We start from the raw sequence: 15,525 nt of genomic DNA, 5'->3' as shown, positions 1-15,525 counted from the left end.
AACAGTTCCTTTTATTTTAAAGTCAAAAAAGAAAGCGTTTTACTTTGATGTGTTGACAATCACAAGCACTCGTGAAATAATTCAAATCGAAGTTAAATTATCTTCTTGTGCGCACAATCACTTTGTGAAGATGATGTCCTTGATAAGGCCGTTACAGCGTTCCGGCTTGCACAAAGATGTCGATTTCATATCATAATTTGCTCAAAAAAAATGACGGTTCAACAGTTGAATCGTCTACAAATTTATTTTTTCTGGAGGTGGCTATTTTGAACGATGATTCAACTGGTCTTGAAGCTTCAGATGTGCAGTCAAAAGTGCCAATTAACACAAAAGCTTCAAAAAACCTACGTCGTATCGCCATCATCTCAACTCTCGGTGGACTGTTGTTCGGAGTCGATACCGGAGTCATTAATGGTGCACTTTCCTATATGTCGTCACCTAAGGAACTAAATTTAACGCCAACTGACGAAGGTTTGGTCACGAGTGGCATTACATTAGGTGCAGCTATCGGCGCTATTGCGGCAGGACGTCTAGCAGATAAATTCGGTAGAAAGCGGGTCCTTCTTTATCTCTCATTTGTTTTCTTTGTCGCAACTGCTATCTGTTCCATCGCACCTAATGCCCTTATTCTTATCATTTTCCGGTTCTTATTAGGATTGGCCGTCGGTGGGGCATCCGTCATCGTGCCGACATTTTTATCGGAAATGTCGACGCCTGCCATTCGCGGACGATTGGTTACGCAAAACGAACTAATGATAACTGGCGGTCAATTACTTGCCTTCATCGTTAACGCAGCGTTAGGTTCTATTTTTACAAATGTTTCCAATATCTGGCGCTATATGATCGCTTTTGGCATGGTTCCGGCTGTCTTACTTTTCTTCGGGATGTTAACTGTACCTGAATCGCCCCGCTGGTTAACCATGCAAGGTCGAACAAAGGAAGCGTTGTCTACGTTAACCGAAATTCGACCGGACAAGGCCAGCTCCGAAAGAGAAATTCAACAAATCAAGGATACTTTAGCGCAGGAAAAAGAAACTGCTCAAGCTCGTTTTCGCGACTTAGGTAAGCCATGGATTCGTCGTTTAGTCCTAATTGGTATCGGTCTAGGTGTTATGCAACAAATTATTGGAATCAACATCATGATGTACTACGGAACGACGATTCTCATGAAAGCTGGTTTTGGTCATAGTGCCGCACTAATCGCTAACATCTCTAATGGCTTGGTTTCAGTGGTAGCAACCTACATTGGCATGCGTATGATGAATCGAGTCAATCGTCGACGAATGCTTTTAACAGGAATCACGGGAACCAGCATTTCACTGGTCTTAATCGCGATTGTATCGGCTACGCTTAGTCATTCGTCACTGCTGCCCTTCTTTGTAATTCTTTTGACCATGTCGTTTCTCGGTTTTTTCCAAGGATGCATTTCGCCCACAACTTGGTTGTTGCTTTCAGAAATCTTTCCTCAAAATTTGCGTGGTCTCGGCATGGGCGTATCAACATTCTTCCTTTGGTTCTCAAACTTTTTAGTTGGGTTCTTTTTCCCAATATTGATGTCAGCCATTGGATTATCTCTCACCTTTGTAGTCTTCGTTGGTTGCAACATTCTATCGTTCATCTTCGCTTACAAATTTGCTCCAGAAACACGAGGCAAATCTCTCGAACAAATCCAACTGGAATTTAAATATGGCGATGATTCAGGAGTTAATCCCGAATCAAAATAATAATGCATAAAGGATGGTTTTAAATTATGAGTATGAAACGTATTAACGTCGGTATTATCGGTCTTGGTCGTGCAGGTCAAATGCACTTACACAATCTAATGACGATTCCTGAAATTCATATTGTTCAGGTTGCAGATGTTTTTATCGAAAAGATCTCAACTGAATTAAACGATCTCGGGATTACAAATCGAACTCGCGACTATCACGACATTTTGAACAATCCCGATATTGACACCGTTTTTGTCTTTACTTCTACGGATACTCACGAAGAAATTGTGACGGCCGCAGCAAACGCAGGTAAAAATATTTTCTGCGAAAAGCCACTGAGCATGAACACCGTTGAAGAAGCCAGCGTTAACGTTCTTCGAGCCGTCAAAAAAAACCACGTTAAGTTGCAAATGGGTTTTAACCGTCGAATGGATCCTCAGTTCCGCAATATTTTTGAAAATGTTCGACAAGGAGAAATCGGAACACCACAAGTCGTTAAAATAACTTCGCGGGACCCTGACTTATTACCTCATGATCTCATTCAGCGAATCGGCGGACTTTTATTTGATTTCACCATGCATGACTTTGACATGGCTCGATACATGATGAACAGCAACATTGCCGAAGTTTACGCAAAGGGTGGCACCTTAATCGATCCCACACTCAAGGATATCAACGATATTGACACATTAGCGCTCGTTTTGCAGTTTGAAAACGGCGCATACGGCGTTATTGATAATAGTCGTCGTGCCGTCTACGGTTATGATCAACGTGTTGAAGTATTCGGATCTGAAGGAATGTTAAAAGCAGAAAACGTTAGTGAAAGCACTGTCGAACTGTACACTGATAAAAACAAGATTATGAAAAAGCCTCTACCGATGTTTGTTCAACGCTATCGTAATGCTTACATTAACGAAATGAAGGCATTTGTTAATTCAATTCTAAACGATGAACCCGTCGTTGCCTCCGGACAAGATGTCATCATGGCGCAACGTGCGGCCATTGCAGCTCAGAAGTCCTTAGAAACAGGTCTCCCACAAAAGGTGGACACGAACTTTTCATTAGATTAGGAGGTCAGTATGTTATCAATTGATGAGATTCTTAAACAGGAAGATGCCGCAACATTAGATCACTTCGGTTTAAAAGATGTTGATCGATTAGTTGAGAAATTAAAAACCATTGGTGGAGATGATTTTCAACGCGTATGCATTCTAATTACAAAGAATGACCGTGAAGTTTATTTCCATGCCGGCACGAGCACAACCAATGAAAACAATATTTGGATTGAGAAAAAAGCCAATGTTGTGAATGCTTACGAGCATAGTTCGCTACTAGAAAAAGCAATCTATGCTGATAATCCAGATAATTACTACCAATCAAACGGACTTAGCCCCAAGGATTACGCAATCGTTGGTGGTGGTTTTCCAATCTGCGTTCAAGGCACTGGTATTGTAGGCACATTAATCGTCTCTGGCTTAACTGATGAGGGCGATCACGATTTGGCATATAAGGCATTGTCTGCCTTAAAGCAGTCATAAAAATAGTAGATTCCTTTGCCAAGGAGGTTATCAAAGATGAAAGCATTCGGCTTCAATCAATACGGCGATGCCAACGTCATGGAAGAATTGGAAATGCCAATGCCCACGATTTCGGCCAATGAAGTATTAGTAAAAAACGAAGCTTTTGCAATCAATGCATTTGACGTAGCTGTACGAAGCGGACGATTCAAAAATTCCGTTACTCTTCTATTCCCAACAATTTTAGGGACAGACGCGGTCGGACGCATTACTGCTGTTGGTAATAATGTTTCTGATTATCACATTGGCGATGAAATCATTGCACATGCTGGTACAGGCACCTACGCTGAATATTTCAAAGTTTCAAGTGCTAACATCGGTTTACGACCTGCTGAGTATGATCGAAACGAAGCAGCAGGACTCCCCCTTTCAGGAATCACTGCATACAACGTTCTCGTTCATATCGCTCAAGTGCGTCCAGGTCAAACAATCGTAGTTCTAGGTGCAGCAGGTGGCGTCGGATCAATGATTGTTCAAATGGCCAAAGCACTAGGACTATACGTCATCGGTACAGATGTCAATACAGCAAAAGAAACAGTGCTAAAACTCGGAGCAAATGAATTTGGTGCCTACGATACTGAGCATGTCGGACAAAAGTTCAACTCCGTAGCCGACATTGTTGTTGATGCCACAAACGGTGGCACTGGTGCCAAAGCTGGTGTCCCTATCGTTAAACCGAGGGGAATCTATGTATCCTTAACAACACTTCCCAACGATACAACGCAAAAACCAGATGCTTCATACCGCCAAATGATTCCCAAGAAAGATTATTTAGACAGCGACGCCTTTGCCGCCATATCTTTAATGATTAGAAATAATCAGCTTCACGTCAGCATCGGCAAGATGGAGTCTTTCACTCTTTTAGGTATTCGAAACGGGCAAAACCTCGTTTCAAACGGAAATCCTGATGGAAAGGTCATCGTGACGTTATAAAAATAACCGTTCAAGAGCCTATTTTTAGGCATTTGAACGGTTATTCTTTAATTATCAAACGACTCCAAGCTAGAAATAACTAAATGAGCAAACTTCTCCCTGTTTATATGAAAAAGTACGTTAGCGTTCTTTTTACGGTGCGTCATATTGTAGTAATCAATAATTGTCTCACCGGACGTTAACTCTCCCTTAGTCTCAATTTCAACGTTGCAGACACGACCTTCAAACATATCTGGATCAATCAGCCACGCAATAGTGCATGGATCGTATAGTGGCAACCCCTTAAATCCCCAACGATCCTGACCAAAAGCAATGCCGTAATAAGCAACTAATCCAGAAACTGCTTCACCAACTGGGTTTGTAATCTTGTTAATTTTTTTGACATCTTCATCGAGTAGTTGCGCTTCAAAAGCAACATTCAAGGGTGCTAAAACAATTGGCACACCAGAATCAAAGACGATTTTTGCGGCCTCAGGGTCCACCAGAATATTAAATTCTGTAGTAGGCTCCCAGTTTCCGAGACCCATACCGCCACCCATAATGACGATTTGTTTAATTGAATTGACCAACTCAGGATGGACGGATAAAAATAGTGCGATATTGGTGCATGGCCCAGTAACCACAATTGTTACTGGATCATCCTGCTCTTGTAAAACCCTCGCGATTAGTTCCGTTGCCGGTACATTTTGTGCAAAAAAATCTGGATGCGGCAAATCTGCACCATCCAAACCAGTAACACCATGCATGCTAACACCAGTGATCAAGTCACGCATCAAAGGCTTTTTATCACCCGATGCTACTGGAATATCTTGACGTTTCATCAAAGTCAGCAACGACATAGCGTTGGTCAATGTCCGCCCAGGCGTTTGGTTACCCGCAGAGGTCGTAACAGCCAACAACTCAATATTGGGGTTTGCTACTGCGATCATCATTGCGATTGCATCATCATGACCAGGGTCACAATCCAGAATAATTTTTTCCAAAACAAGGCCTCCAACTTTTCCACTAACAATATCACTTTTCAATTGTGGAAAATGTACTTTAATCCACATTTACATTACATGTTTTATTCAAGAAAGGACACCATTATGCAAATCATTAACTGCGAATTTCATATCAAACATGATCAAGAATTGTTAACACAGTTTAAAAAGGCTGCCTTAGTTGAAATTGACCACGCTAGAAAAGACCGAGGCAATATATCATTTAGTTTGTTCCAGGATGTTGAAAACCAGTATGAGCTTCAAATGATCGAAGCCTGGGATAGCGAATCCTCTATTGAATTACATGCTAACTCTGGGCACAATCAACAATTTAATCGTGAATTGTCAAATCTTGTTACACACTTGCCTGCTGTTCATCAGTATGTTTCCGATGAGAACTAAATTTTATGTTAGGCCTAATCGTATGTTCGTAAAATCACTGAATGAATACTGTTGGCCTGGCCATGACGCAATCTCCATTTTCAAATACTGAATTGCTCCCTCGTATTTATTTCATGCTAGATTTATCACAAAACGCGTGGAGGAAGTGCGGACATGGCAACTTCAAACGTACAATTAGTGATTTTTGGCGGGACGGGGGACCTGACAACACGGATGCTGATGCCGTCGCTGCTGGGACTATTTGATACTGGGAAACTTGCGAACTTTGCGGTACTGATTCTGTCGAATCGGAATTTTACAGACGATGATTATCGGGAGTTCATTCGACCCTTTTTGCGACGGTCAACGAAACCAGACATTCCCGGATTTTTACAACATATCTTCTATCAAACGATGGATGTGACAAAAGCTACCGATTATACGGCAGCTGCTACCAAGTCACACGATATCGACAAGCAGTTTGATCTCGGCGGCAACCGCATCTTTTACTTTGCCGTTGCGCCGCGCTTGTTTAGCCCAATCATTGCCAGCCTGCCAGATAGTGGTTTTCTGGCCCGTCCAGGATATAAACGCGTCGTCATCGAAAAAACGTTTGGTCAGGACTATCCCAGTGCCAAGGCGTTAAATGAACAATTGAATCATCTCTTTCACGAGGACCAGATTTTTCGGATTGACCACTACCTCGAGAAACGAATGGTGCAGAACATTATGTTGACGCGGTTTGGCAATGGTCTAACCGAGGGCATCTGGAACAGCCACTTCATCGACAATGTTCAGGTAACGCTGAGTGAAACGGTCGGGCTTGAAAACCGAGCCGGTTACTATGATCAGATGGGGGCAACCCGCGATATGACGCAGAATCATATTTTCCAACTGATTAGTTTGTTAGCGATGGACCAGCCCATCTCGCTTCGACAAGAGGACGTGACGGAGGCCAAGGTAGCCGCATTACGCATGTTGAAGACGCCGGACTTGCAGCAAGTTGATCAACAATTCGTGCTGGGTCAGTATCTTGGCAACCAGCAGGAACCCGCCTATCTCGACGAGGAGCGCATCCCCAAGACTTCACGAACGGAAACGTTTGTCGCCGGTGAACTGAACTTTAACAGCTACCGTTGGGATGGCGTGCCCTTTTACTTCCGAACAGGCAAACGTTTGGCAACGAAAACGACACGGATTGACGTGGTGTTCAAAGCCCCACAGCTCAAACTATTTGAGGAACATCATCAAGTGATTGACCACTTGGCGCCAAACATCCTGACGATCCTCATTGATCCCGATGAAGGATTGTCGATGCAACTCAACACGCGGGACAGTGACGAAGAAACGTTTGGCTCGACCAACGCGATTCTTGCCAACACGCAACCAGCAACTGGATTCGAGACTCCGGAAGCGTACGAATCGCTGCTGAGCGACATTATCGATGGCAATACGGAAAACTTCCCACAGTGGCGTGAAATCGCCGTTGCCTGGCAGTTTATCGACGCGCTTCGAGCAGGCTGGCAAAAGACCTCACCGATTATTCACCAGTACCCATTAGGCAGCATGGGACCGGAGCAAGCCGACGAATTGTTAACACGGACTGGACGCTACTGGGCGTTTGACCCGACTAAATAGAGACAAATAAAACCTTCACAGAATTTCATCTGCGAAGGTTTTTTACGTTCACTCAAGCTTTAGACTGTTCGACTTTCAGGTAAATCCGTTCGGCACCCGCTTTAATCCACGTTTCCAGCCGGTGACCTTCAATCGCGAAGCCAAACGCCAGCGCCCATCCGAGTACATACGTCACGGCGACGCGAGCGCCCAGTGCATTGTTGCTCTGCCAGCCGAATAGTCGTTCACCCTGCCACAATAGGTTCATCCAAAACACGTTGCCCAGAAAGGCGCGGTATGCATAGACGGCAAGAAAGTGAACTGTGGGCAACAACTGAGATTGCCGTTTGATCAGCCACAACGCCAGCGCAATAATGAGGACAATTGCACTCAGCGCGTAAACTACTCCTGCCGGTTTCAAATAAGGCGCATTAGCAAATGTCAGTCCGCCATTGAAACTTTTCAACTCAACATTATTGCGCCACCAGGACCAAATCAGAGTAATGGCGGCGACCCACCACCAACGCGTCAGCAGCGGTATCAGCTGGTCACGGAACACCCAGAGCAGAATCCCAGCAATGGCGTACAGGATAAAGCTGATAAACACGCGATCCAGCAGGTACCAGTCGTTTGCACGCGGGCCGTTGAAGACTTCCACATCGTAAATAGCGACCCACCAAACGTAACCAACTAGGGTGACCAAACTCACCGCTACACCTCGTCCAGAATGACCGGTCAGCCATCGAGTTAAGCCGACGAACAGTGGCATCAGCACGATGAATTGCAACATCATCGTGTTGTACCACAGATGTGGCGCCGCGTTACCGTTCACAAACTGCCAATTGAAACTCACTAGACCGTCGAAGCGTTCCCGTTGTTGCAGACTCGGCATTAAGACTAGATAAGCCAACGTCCACCAAATGGTTGGCGTAAACAAGGCTGTCCACTGCTTCTGTAAATAAGGCAGATAATCGCCATGCAAAGTTCGCAGTGAGGTCGTTCGAACCGTTGTGTAGAGGATTCCGAAAATAAAGGCAGGGGCGGTGAACTTAACGGCATTGTACCAACCGATAATCCAAGATTGCTGAGCAGTACTTGGGCCAACGTCGAGGGCGAATCCGAGGACCGTTTGTAACATCACTGCGGTGCAGGCAAACACTTTCAAGAAGTCGCCAACATCTGTGCGATTCGGATCATTTTCTTCATTAACCTCTGCCACGATTCGTCCTCCTTTCAGTAAATTCATTACTAACTAGTTTACACGTCTGCCGATTCGATAGCACCCCATCACGTGGACTTCGCCGTGTAAGTGCGACTTTTTAACGTTAACTTAATCCACGAACCAATATGGTCGCAAATAGCTGTAAGACCAGTCGTTCATCGCTTTCCATCTTAGTCTTCTAATAGACCAATGAAGCACTAACCCTTGAAATTAACGATAACTTTTTGTATGTTAGACGATAATTTAAGCAATTAACGTCCTAGGAGGTCTCTATGACAAACATCGAATCAACTAAGGATCAACCTCAACCCAACAAGGTCATCAGTGTGACCTTAAAAACACTGATGTCGTTCTTCGGCATTGCCATCTTATCGCTCGGGACTACATTCTTGCGCGAAGGCCAAGTCGGTTTAGATCCCTTCACCGCTTTAAACACCGGCATGGCGAACAAATTTGGCCTCAGTTTAGGTACATATCAATTGGCTGCTAACGTGGTCATTTTCGTTTTCATCGTTTTACTTGACCGCAAGAAGATCGGGATTGGGACCGTGCTGAACATGGTACTGGTCGGTTATGAAATTCAGTGGTTCTCCGCCATCTATAAATCGATTTTACCGTCGACTGTTAACCTGTTTACGATTTTGGCGGATGCCATTATTGGTCTGTTGCTATTTACGTTAGGCGCTTCTCTATACATGACCGCCGACCTTGGGGTTGCCCCTTATGATGCGATTGCACCAATTGCGTCGGACCGTTTGCACATTCAATACCGCATCGTCCGGATTGTTCAAGATGTCCTCTTCATGCTCGCAGCGCTTTTAGCTGGCGGCCCAGTCGGCATCGCAACGATCATCGTCGCCTTCTTTACTGGCCCACTGATTACTTATTGGAACACTCATGTCAGTCAACACGCTGTCACCAGCATCGACCGGTTTAGCACGCAACCAAGTTTCAAGGGTGTCGGCACTGAAATCGTTGAGTTAGGCCGCGTCAGTTACGGCGCTGTCTCTCACGCCTACAAAATGACCGTCCACACCCAACAACGGTTATCCGGTTACTCAAATGCAGAGTTGGCTGGCCGTTTGAACGTCACTAAGAAGAATTTGGACAACGCCAAGCAAATTTACGACAACATGTCGGCACAGTATGAAATGCTGAAGAATGAAGCTAAACGGCGACATGATAACAATGACGAAACTAAATGAGCTATAAAAGGAAAAAGCAACTATCTATGATGGTTGCTTTTTCCTTTAAACATATATAAATTTTGTTTACAGCTTTTTTCGTGAGTCGAAATAGTTTTTTGAATTTCTTCTCAAAGGAACAATTCGGCCAGCAGTATCAGCAACAAATTTGTTAATAAAACTCGTCTCTATACCTAAACTTTCCTCAAAGTATTCTTGTTTAATTCCCTTTTTACTTAATAACTTGTTCAGAAAATCAGGATTCGCATTCACTTGCGCCTCAACAATAGCTCTTATTCTGCCTGGTCGTACGTAGGGAATTTTGTTTTCTTCAGGTTCTCTCTTTCGATATTTTTTCCTAGCCATGGAGGCAAAGAAATATCTTTCCTGTGTGCCGTTAAGGATCCCCAGTCGTGTAGCTCTCACACCGATTGCAGCTAGTGATACATTTAGCTTTACCTTGATAGGTAAATACTGGTCAGGAATGGTTGGCCGAACAACAACCGTTTTTATCAAAGATTCTAGTAGATCCGCAGGCATTAGCATGGCCGCAGCAAAATCATTGGCCTCTTGTTCTGCTTTTCGGTATTCCTTTGGTGCCTCCATAGAGAAGTTCCAATCGCGATGCATCAACAAATGTCCCAGTTCATGCGCCAAATCAAAATTACGCCTTGTTCCTGAGAATTTTCCATTCTCTAAAACGATGAATGGAACGTCATCTTGGGACCAACTACTGTATGCGTCAATATCCTCGTGTAAATTCCGTTCGATTACAAATACGCCCGCATTTTCAATGCTTTCCATCAGATTCGAATTCTTATTGTTAATGCCAAGTTTAACTCGTGCCATGTCAGCAATTTGATCAATAGTTACCTCAGCATCACGTCTTAACTGAACCGTCGCTTTTTGCAATTGCTTTATATTTTCATTCGGAAACGAAACGTTAGTTGTCAGACTATCAAGTAAATCAGAAGCTCTATTTAAAAAGGCCAGTTCATTCCTACTCTTTTTAGCAGAAGACCTCAAATTAGCCCGATATGCCACATGGCGCTCATCAAATCTTTGAGCAATCAAATTCTTTTCTTGAAAATATTTGACCGAGACTCCAAACAAGGTTGTTAATTGTACTAATATCTGAAATCTTGGAACAATTTCGCCTACTTCATACTGCCACACGGTCTGTTCACTAACTTCCAAGTGGTCAGCCAAATCGTGTCGTGACCAGCCGTTGGCCTCTCTAATGTCTCGTAGCCTCAATCCATTAAAAGTCACTGACATGATTGTTTCACCTCAATCTAATCCTTTGTTTTTTTAGTTATGCGTTCTCACCGGACCGAGTTTGGGTGATTTTTACAGGATAACTTTCACTTTGTGGAATAACGATATCGTGGTTCACGGCCTCTTTTTCATCCTCCGTCAGCCTACCAAACTGACTTGCAATAATAAGTCCAGACAAGTCCTGAATCAATTCTAAACTCTGTAAACGTGGATTCATCATGTACAATACCGCTTTGTCAATTTCACGTTGTTCATTCATAGAGTATGAAAAAATATAGAATTTGCTGAATTTTTGCTTAAGCGTTCCATCTTCTAACACTCGAGTAACGTCCGTGTCGATGTCCTCAAGAGTTAATCCAAGATCCAGCTGTTCGACAACTCGTGATTCTTTGTCATCGAAATACTTGGCATTAATAGTGCCTAATCTCAAACTGTTTTTGTTAATGAGATGCTTAGTGTCCATTTTAAAACCATGTTCAATATTTGACGAACGTGTAGGGCGAACAATGATCATTGAGTTATCTTCTGGCTTTGTTTGAAATTGCAAATACTGCCAAGTATAACCTGCCACAGCTTGGTTATAAATCATACCAGCTTGAGGATTATCAGTTATTTCATTGGCAATAGCCGTATCGACAAAATTGCCTCTTGCCCAACTCAAGCCTTGACTGACAATTAACTGTTCATTTTCACGAATACGCATTTGTGCATAATTTTGGTTACCAATTAATGCGCCGTCAACTAATATATGTGCGCACTCGCTAGAAATAAAATAGTCTTCAACGTTCCCTTTTAACCCCATCATTATCGCCTCCATATATTTCACTTTATTGTACATTTTTTTAAAGTGAAAGAAAACGAAAAGATGATAATACTACACCCGCCGATAGATTATTCTTTCGGTGCCAACCATGCCGCTTCCAGAATGTCTAAAATTGTTTCCAATGGCACTTGAATCGGATCGACAATCTTGTCACGAACTGACTTAGCGTACCGAACCAGCGTATCAAACGCAATGGCCATCAGCACATATGGGTCAGTATCCCGCACGATGCCATCAGCTATTCCTCGCTTAACTAACACTGTCACCCGGTCAAAGTCCATCTCGGCTTCTTCTGCTGAAATATCAATCTGAGCAAAAATTGGGGAGTTCTCGTATTGTGTGATGACATCCATCGCAACAGGATTTTCAATGGCAAATTGATAAATAATTCGTGCATATAACTTCATATTAGCAATTGCCCCTGGCTGTTCGCTGAAATGATCGCGCATATAATCGCTCATTTTGTTTTTTTGCGCCAAGAATACCTGTTTGAGTAAATCATCCTTGTTCTTAAAGTACAAATAAATATTCGATTGTGAGATGCCGATGCGCTTGGCCACCTTCCCCATGGCGATGCTGGAAATGCCTTCCTCAATCACCATGTGCGCCACGACATCAATAATTTCCTGTGGCCGTTGTTCATTCTTTGTTCGCATGCATTACATTATAAAAGAATGGTTGTTCCTCGTCAATTTATTATTTATTTTGATTTTATTGTTGACAAAGAACGTTCGTTCTTTTATATTGGTCACATGCTCATCGCGAATGATTTTTTATTTTAAATCTAAAAAGAACAATCATTCTTCAAACGAAATTAACGTTGACACCATCACTGCTGTTCGTTTGAACATCAAAAAGGAGAACTTCATTATGACTAAATCTGTTGCTTTAATTACTGGTGCTTCATCAGGCATGGGCAAGGCCGCTGCCATTCAATTCAATAACGCTGGCTACACGGTTTACGCTGGTGCCCGTCACACGGAACCTATGGCTGAACTGGAACAACAAGGCATCCACACCATGAAATTAGATGTCACGGACCACGACTCCAACAAGGCGTTTGTCGATGCCGCATTGGAAAACGAAGGCCGCATTGACGTGCTGATCAACAACGCCGGTTATGGTTCCATGGGCGCCGTTGAAGACGTCGACCAAGCTGAGGCCAAACGTCAATTCGACGTAAATGTCTTCGGCGCCGCTGATTTGATTCAACTCGTTTTACCAACAATGCGTGCCCAACATGCCGGCAAAATTTTGAACAATTCTTCTATCGGTGGCCAAATGTACTCACCACTTGGTGGCTGGTACTACGCTTCCAAACACGCTTTGGAGGCCTTGAGCGACTCCCTTCGTTTGGAAGTCAAAGACTTCGGCATTGACGTCATCATCATCGAACCAGGTGGCACGAAAACAAACTGGCAACAGATTGCTGCAGATCATATGTTGGAAGCAACGCCAAAAGAGTCTCCTTACCGTCAGATGGTTGAAATTTACGCTAACGCCAGCATGAACTTCAGCGCCACAGCGGATGATATCGCCCACCTGATGTTCAAAGCGGCTACGACCGTTAATCCAAAAACACGCTATCAGTTATCTTGGGGTGATCGAGCCGTCGTCATCGCCGTTCGCAAGTTTTCGTACAAGACTATCGACCGCGGCATCCGGTTCGCAATGCGAATTGCTGAACGAAATTTGACGAAGAAGGAAGACGCTACAAGTAACGAACAATTTAATTAAAAACAGACAAGGCCTCGCAAGTAGTTAATAAATTTGCGAGACCTTGTCTGTTTATTTAAAAAAGTATGAATTAGCGTTCTTTATAGATTACACGATTGTAACTTTGACTTCTTTCCCAACACTCTTGGCTATTTGTTCCAAAGTTTCCAGTCGAGGGTTCATATTGCCGTTCTCAATACGAGCAATTGTTGACTGTGATCGTCCTGCCCGTTTAGCTAACTTCGCCTGACTCAGACCCAGACTCTTTCGTAAATTGTAAATTTGCATAGCAGCCTGACCTTCCTTTTCCGCCTTCTCGTATCCCTTTACGAATTCAGGATCCTTCATACTTTCCTTTAAAAGGTCATCGAACTTTTTAAATTCCATTCTATCACTGTCCTTTCATCTGTTTTAAATACTCATCACGAATTCTTTTAGCATGGTTAATTTCACGCTGTGGTGTCCGCTGCGTCTTTTTCGTAAATCCATGTGTTATTACGTAATCATTTCCAACTATCTGAAAGTAAATTGCCCGTTGGATATTGGAAGATTGTCGAGAACGTATTTCATAAAGATTCTTATCTAACTTTTTAACCCATTTTTGTTGAATAGCTATTCTCATTCCAAGAGTCTTTACCTGCTGGATTGTTCAAGCTAACTTTGCCTTATCAGCCGGACGCAATGCATTATAAAACGCTTCGAATTCTGACGAATATATAAATTTGTCCCCATTTTTTATGCATTCATAATAGCGTAATCGCTATTATTTTGCTATTGATTTAACTTATGTAATTAGCACCCTTTAGACCTTTTCTTTTGAATACTTCAACTGATCATAACGCAGGCCACAGTCACCCAAATTCTATGCGTAATAAAAATCGGCCACTGTAAAGGTAGAAACTCTCCTTCGCAGTGACCGATTTTGGATGTTATTTAATCCTTTTAATATTACAATGCAAACGCGTTCACAGACCCTGGCCTCTGTGCATAAGCTGTAAGCCGAACTATTCGGAAAACCACCGAATAATTCTTCTTACTTCTTATTGCTCGAGGCCAAAACGGGTCTGTTCACGCTCTTCTCTTTTACCACAAATACTCAACTGGATTCTTAATGTACTTGTTGTAAACATCGTTGACGATGAGCATCTGGTCATGCGTCAATGCGGGCGCATCAGCGGCGCTCACGTTGCGGTCAATTTGCTGTGGGTTGGATGCACCAGGGATAACCGTGGAAACAGCATCGAACATCAAGATCCACCGCAAAGCCGTTTGGGCCAAGTTGTCTGAACCCAACCGTTCTTTCAATTCATCAGCAGCCTTCACACCAGTCATGTAGTCCACGCCGGAGAATGTTTCACCCTTATCAAAGGCGGAACCGTCACGGTTGTATGAACGGTGGTCGTTCTTACCAAACTTGGTGTCGGCCGTGTACTTGCCGGATAGCAAGCCGGAAGCCAGTGGTACTCGTGCCAAGATGCCGACGTTTTGTTCCTTAGCCAGTTTGAAGAACAAATCTGCTGGACGTAAACGGAACATGTTGAAGATAATTTCGACAGTTGAAATGTTGTAGCTCAATGCCTTAATGGCTTCTTCAACCTTTTCCACACTAACCCCGTAGTTTTGGATCTTGCCGGCCTTTTTCAAGTTGTCCAATTCGAACCAGACTTCTGGATTGTAGTAAACGGCAGTTGGTGGGCAATGTAACAGAACGTTGTCCAAGCTGTCGACACCCATGTTGGTCAAACATTCATCCACGAACTTTTCGATGTTTTCTTTGGTGTATCCTTCAGCAACATGCGGATCGAGTTTGCGACCAATTTTAGTTGACACGTGAACCTTGTCTTCTTTACCCTTCAAGAACTTACCGATGGCCTTTTCGCTGGCACCATCCTGATAAATATCAGCGGTGTCAAAGAAGTTAACGCCGGCGTCATAAGCGGCTTCCAACGTGTCCAAAGCATCTTTTTCGCTAAACGGATCGCCCCATTTACCGCCGAGTTGCCAGGTTCCTAACGAAACTTCGCTGACTTTAAAGCCAGTTTTACCTAACGTACGATATTGCATAGTTTGTGTCTCCCCCTAAGCTATTTTTCACATCA

16 protein-coding genes are annotated in these 15,525 nt (G+C 43.4%); 8 read left to right on the top strand and 8 right to left on the bottom strand.

Annotated features, from left to right (window positions below):
• Window positions 1-266: 266 nt before the first annotated feature.
• From LROSL1_RS01445 to LROSL1_RS01430, 4 genes are read left to right on the top strand one after another with little or no spacing between them, the layout of a single operon-like run.
• The gene (locus tag LROSL1_RS01445; protein WP_268885891.1) at window positions 267-1,724 is read left to right on the top strand and encodes a sugar porter family MFS transporter; all 1,458 of its coding nucleotides are present in this window, start codon (window positions 267-269) and stop codon (window positions 1,722-1,724) included.
• A gap of 26 nt (window positions 1,725-1,750) precedes the next feature.
• Window positions 1,751-2,782 (top strand): inositol 2-dehydrogenase, encoded by a 1,032-nt coding sequence (gene iolG, locus LROSL1_RS01440; protein ID WP_318653000.1) that lies wholly within the window; start codon window positions 1,751-1,753, stop codon window positions 2,780-2,782.
• Between the two features lie 9 nt (window positions 2,783-2,791).
• Window positions 2,792-3,250, top strand: a complete 459-nt coding sequence (locus LROSL1_RS01435) for a heme-degrading domain-containing protein (protein ID WP_017260700.1) — start codon at window positions 2,792-2,794, stop codon at window positions 3,248-3,250.
• Window positions 3,251-3,286: 36 nt separating this feature from the next.
• Window positions 3,287-4,222 carry an NADP-dependent oxidoreductase gene (locus LROSL1_RS01430; protein WP_017260699.1) on the top strand — a complete coding sequence of 312 codons (936 nt, stop codon included), beginning with the start codon at window positions 3,287-3,289 and terminating at the stop codon, window positions 4,220-4,222.
• A gap of 47 nt (window positions 4,223-4,269) precedes the next feature.
• On the opposite strand, the gene rihA is transcribed toward LROSL1_RS01430, so the two are convergent.
• Window positions 4,270-5,205 carry a pyrimidine-specific ribonucleoside hydrolase RihA gene (rihA, locus tag LROSL1_RS01425; RefSeq protein WP_178913482.1) on the bottom strand — a complete coding sequence of 312 codons (936 nt, stop codon included), beginning with the start codon at window positions 5,203-5,205 and terminating at the stop codon, window positions 4,270-4,272.
• 105 nt (window positions 5,206-5,310) lie between these two features.
• Here rihA and LROSL1_RS01420 point away from each other — a divergent pair, with 105 nt between their 5' ends.
• Together LROSL1_RS01420 and zwf are read left to right on the top strand one after the other, a co-directional pair.
• Entirely contained in the window at window positions 5,311-5,607 is a 297-nt protein-coding gene (locus LROSL1_RS01420) for a putative quinol monooxygenase (protein WP_017260697.1), read from the top strand.
• Window positions 5,608-5,760: 153 nt separating this feature from the next.
• Window positions 5,761-7,224 (top strand): glucose-6-phosphate dehydrogenase, encoded by a 1,464-nt coding sequence (gene zwf / locus LROSL1_RS01415; RefSeq protein WP_178913481.1) that lies wholly within the window; start codon window positions 5,761-5,763, stop codon window positions 7,222-7,224.
• Window positions 7,225-7,276: 52 nt separating this feature from the next.
• On the opposite strand, the gene LROSL1_RS01410 is transcribed toward zwf, so the two are convergent.
• Window positions 7,277-8,422 (bottom strand): acyltransferase, encoded by a 1,146-nt coding sequence (locus LROSL1_RS01410; protein WP_225440544.1) that lies wholly within the window; start codon window positions 8,420-8,422, stop codon window positions 7,277-7,279.
• A 275-nt stretch (window positions 8,423-8,697) separates the two neighbouring features.
• On the opposite strand from LROSL1_RS01410, the gene LROSL1_RS01405 reads away from it, so the two are divergent.
• The gene (locus tag LROSL1_RS01405) at window positions 8,698-9,630 is read left to right on the top strand and encodes a YczE/YyaS/YitT family protein (protein ID WP_017260694.1); all 933 of its coding nucleotides are present in this window, start codon (window positions 8,698-8,700) and stop codon (window positions 9,628-9,630) included.
• A 66-nt stretch (window positions 9,631-9,696) separates the two neighbouring features.
• Here LROSL1_RS01405 and LROSL1_RS01400 read toward each other — a convergent pair whose 3' ends face one another.
• The 3 genes from LROSL1_RS01400 to LROSL1_RS01390 all read right to left on the bottom strand — a co-directional run bounded on the left by LROSL1_RS01400 (window position 9,697) and on the right by LROSL1_RS01390 (window position 12,366).
• Complete coding sequence (locus tag LROSL1_RS01400; RefSeq protein ID WP_178913479.1) at window positions 9,697-10,887, bottom strand: spr1629 family repressor/antitoxin; 1,191 nt, start codon at window positions 10,885-10,887, stop codon at window positions 9,697-9,699.
• A gap of 37 nt (window positions 10,888-10,924) precedes the next feature.
• Window positions 10,925-11,692, bottom strand: a complete 768-nt coding sequence (locus tag LROSL1_RS01395) for a spr1630 family ClpXP-sensitive toxin (protein ID WP_178913478.1) — start codon at window positions 11,690-11,692, stop codon at window positions 10,925-10,927.
• Between the two features lie 86 nt (window positions 11,693-11,778).
• Entirely contained in the window at window positions 11,779-12,366 is a 588-nt protein-coding gene (locus tag LROSL1_RS01390) for a TetR/AcrR family transcriptional regulator (RefSeq protein WP_178913477.1), read from the bottom strand.
• Window positions 12,367-12,580: 214 nt separating this feature from the next.
• Between LROSL1_RS01390 and LROSL1_RS01385 the strand changes: the two genes are divergently transcribed.
• A complete protein-coding gene (locus LROSL1_RS01385) occupies window positions 12,581-13,447 on the top strand; it encodes an oxidoreductase (protein WP_178913476.1) in 867 nt (288 codons plus the stop codon).
• A gap of 87 nt (window positions 13,448-13,534) precedes the next feature.
• Here the strand turns inward: LROSL1_RS01385 and LROSL1_RS01380 are convergent, their stop codons facing one another.
• The 3 genes from LROSL1_RS01380 to LROSL1_RS01370 all read right to left on the bottom strand — a co-directional run bounded on the left by LROSL1_RS01380 (window position 13,535) and on the right by LROSL1_RS01370 (window position 15,490).
• Entirely contained in the window at window positions 13,535-13,813 is a 279-nt protein-coding gene (locus LROSL1_RS01380) for a helix-turn-helix domain-containing protein (RefSeq protein WP_178913475.1), read from the bottom strand.
• 4 nt (window positions 13,814-13,817) lie between these two features.
• Window positions 13,818-14,048, bottom strand: a complete 231-nt coding sequence (locus LROSL1_RS01375; protein ID WP_178913474.1) for a type II toxin-antitoxin system RelE/ParE family toxin — start codon at window positions 14,046-14,048, stop codon at window positions 13,818-13,820.
• 461 nt (window positions 14,049-14,509) lie between these two features.
• The gene (locus LROSL1_RS01370; RefSeq protein ID WP_178913473.1) at window positions 14,510-15,490 is read right to left on the bottom strand and encodes an aldo/keto reductase; all 981 of its coding nucleotides are present in this window, start codon (window positions 15,488-15,490) and stop codon (window positions 14,510-14,512) included.
• Between the last annotated feature and the right edge of the window lie 35 nt (window positions 15,491-15,525).

It is taken from the genome of Furfurilactobacillus rossiae (assembly GCF_013394005.1).
Classification (GTDB): Bacteria; Bacillota; Bacilli; order Lactobacillales; family Lactobacillaceae; genus Furfurilactobacillus; species Furfurilactobacillus rossiae.
Note: the sequence above shows the minus strand (reverse complement) of the source record. Positions and strands in the feature narration are given on the sequence as shown.

Coding starts and splice junctions, on each gene's coding strand:
- LROSL1_RS01370 (WP_178913473.1), bottom strand. CDS start 15,490: ATGCAATATCGTACGTTAGGTAAAACTGGCTTTAAAGTCAGCGAAGTT.
- LROSL1_RS01395 (WP_178913478.1), bottom strand. CDS start 11,692: ATGATGGGGTTAAAAGGGAACGTTGAAGACTATTTTATTTCTAGCGAG.
- LROSL1_RS01420 (WP_017260697.1), top strand. CDS start 5,311: ATGCAAATCATTAACTGCGAATTTCATATCAAACATGATCAAGAATTG.
- LROSL1_RS01405 (WP_017260694.1), top strand. CDS start 8,698: ATGACAAACATCGAATCAACTAAGGATCAACCTCAACCCAACAAGGTC.
- LROSL1_RS01430 (WP_017260699.1), top strand. CDS start 3,287: ATGAAAGCATTCGGCTTCAATCAATACGGCGATGCCAACGTCATGGAA.
- LROSL1_RS01380 (WP_178913475.1), bottom strand. CDS start 13,813: ATGGAATTTAAAAAGTTCGATGACCTTTTAAAGGAAAGTATGAAGGAT.
- LROSL1_RS01375 (WP_178913474.1), bottom strand. CDS start 14,048: ATGAGAATAGCTATTCAACAAAAATGGGTTAAAAAGTTAGATAAGAAT.
- LROSL1_RS01400 (WP_178913479.1), bottom strand. CDS start 10,887: ATGTCAGTGACTTTTAATGGATTGAGGCTACGAGACATTAGAGAGGCC.
- zwf (WP_178913481.1), top strand. CDS start 5,761: ATGGCAACTTCAAACGTACAATTAGTGATTTTTGGCGGGACGGGGGAC.
- iolG (WP_318653000.1), top strand. CDS start 1,751: ATGAGTATGAAACGTATTAACGTCGGTATTATCGGTCTTGGTCGTGCA.
- LROSL1_RS01390 (WP_178913477.1), bottom strand. CDS start 12,366: ATGCGAACAAAGAATGAACAACGGCCACAGGAAATTATTGATGTCGTG.
- LROSL1_RS01385 (WP_178913476.1), top strand. CDS start 12,581: ATGACTAAATCTGTTGCTTTAATTACTGGTGCTTCATCAGGCATGGGC.
- LROSL1_RS01435 (WP_017260700.1), top strand. CDS start 2,792: ATGTTATCAATTGATGAGATTCTTAAACAGGAAGATGCCGCAACATTA.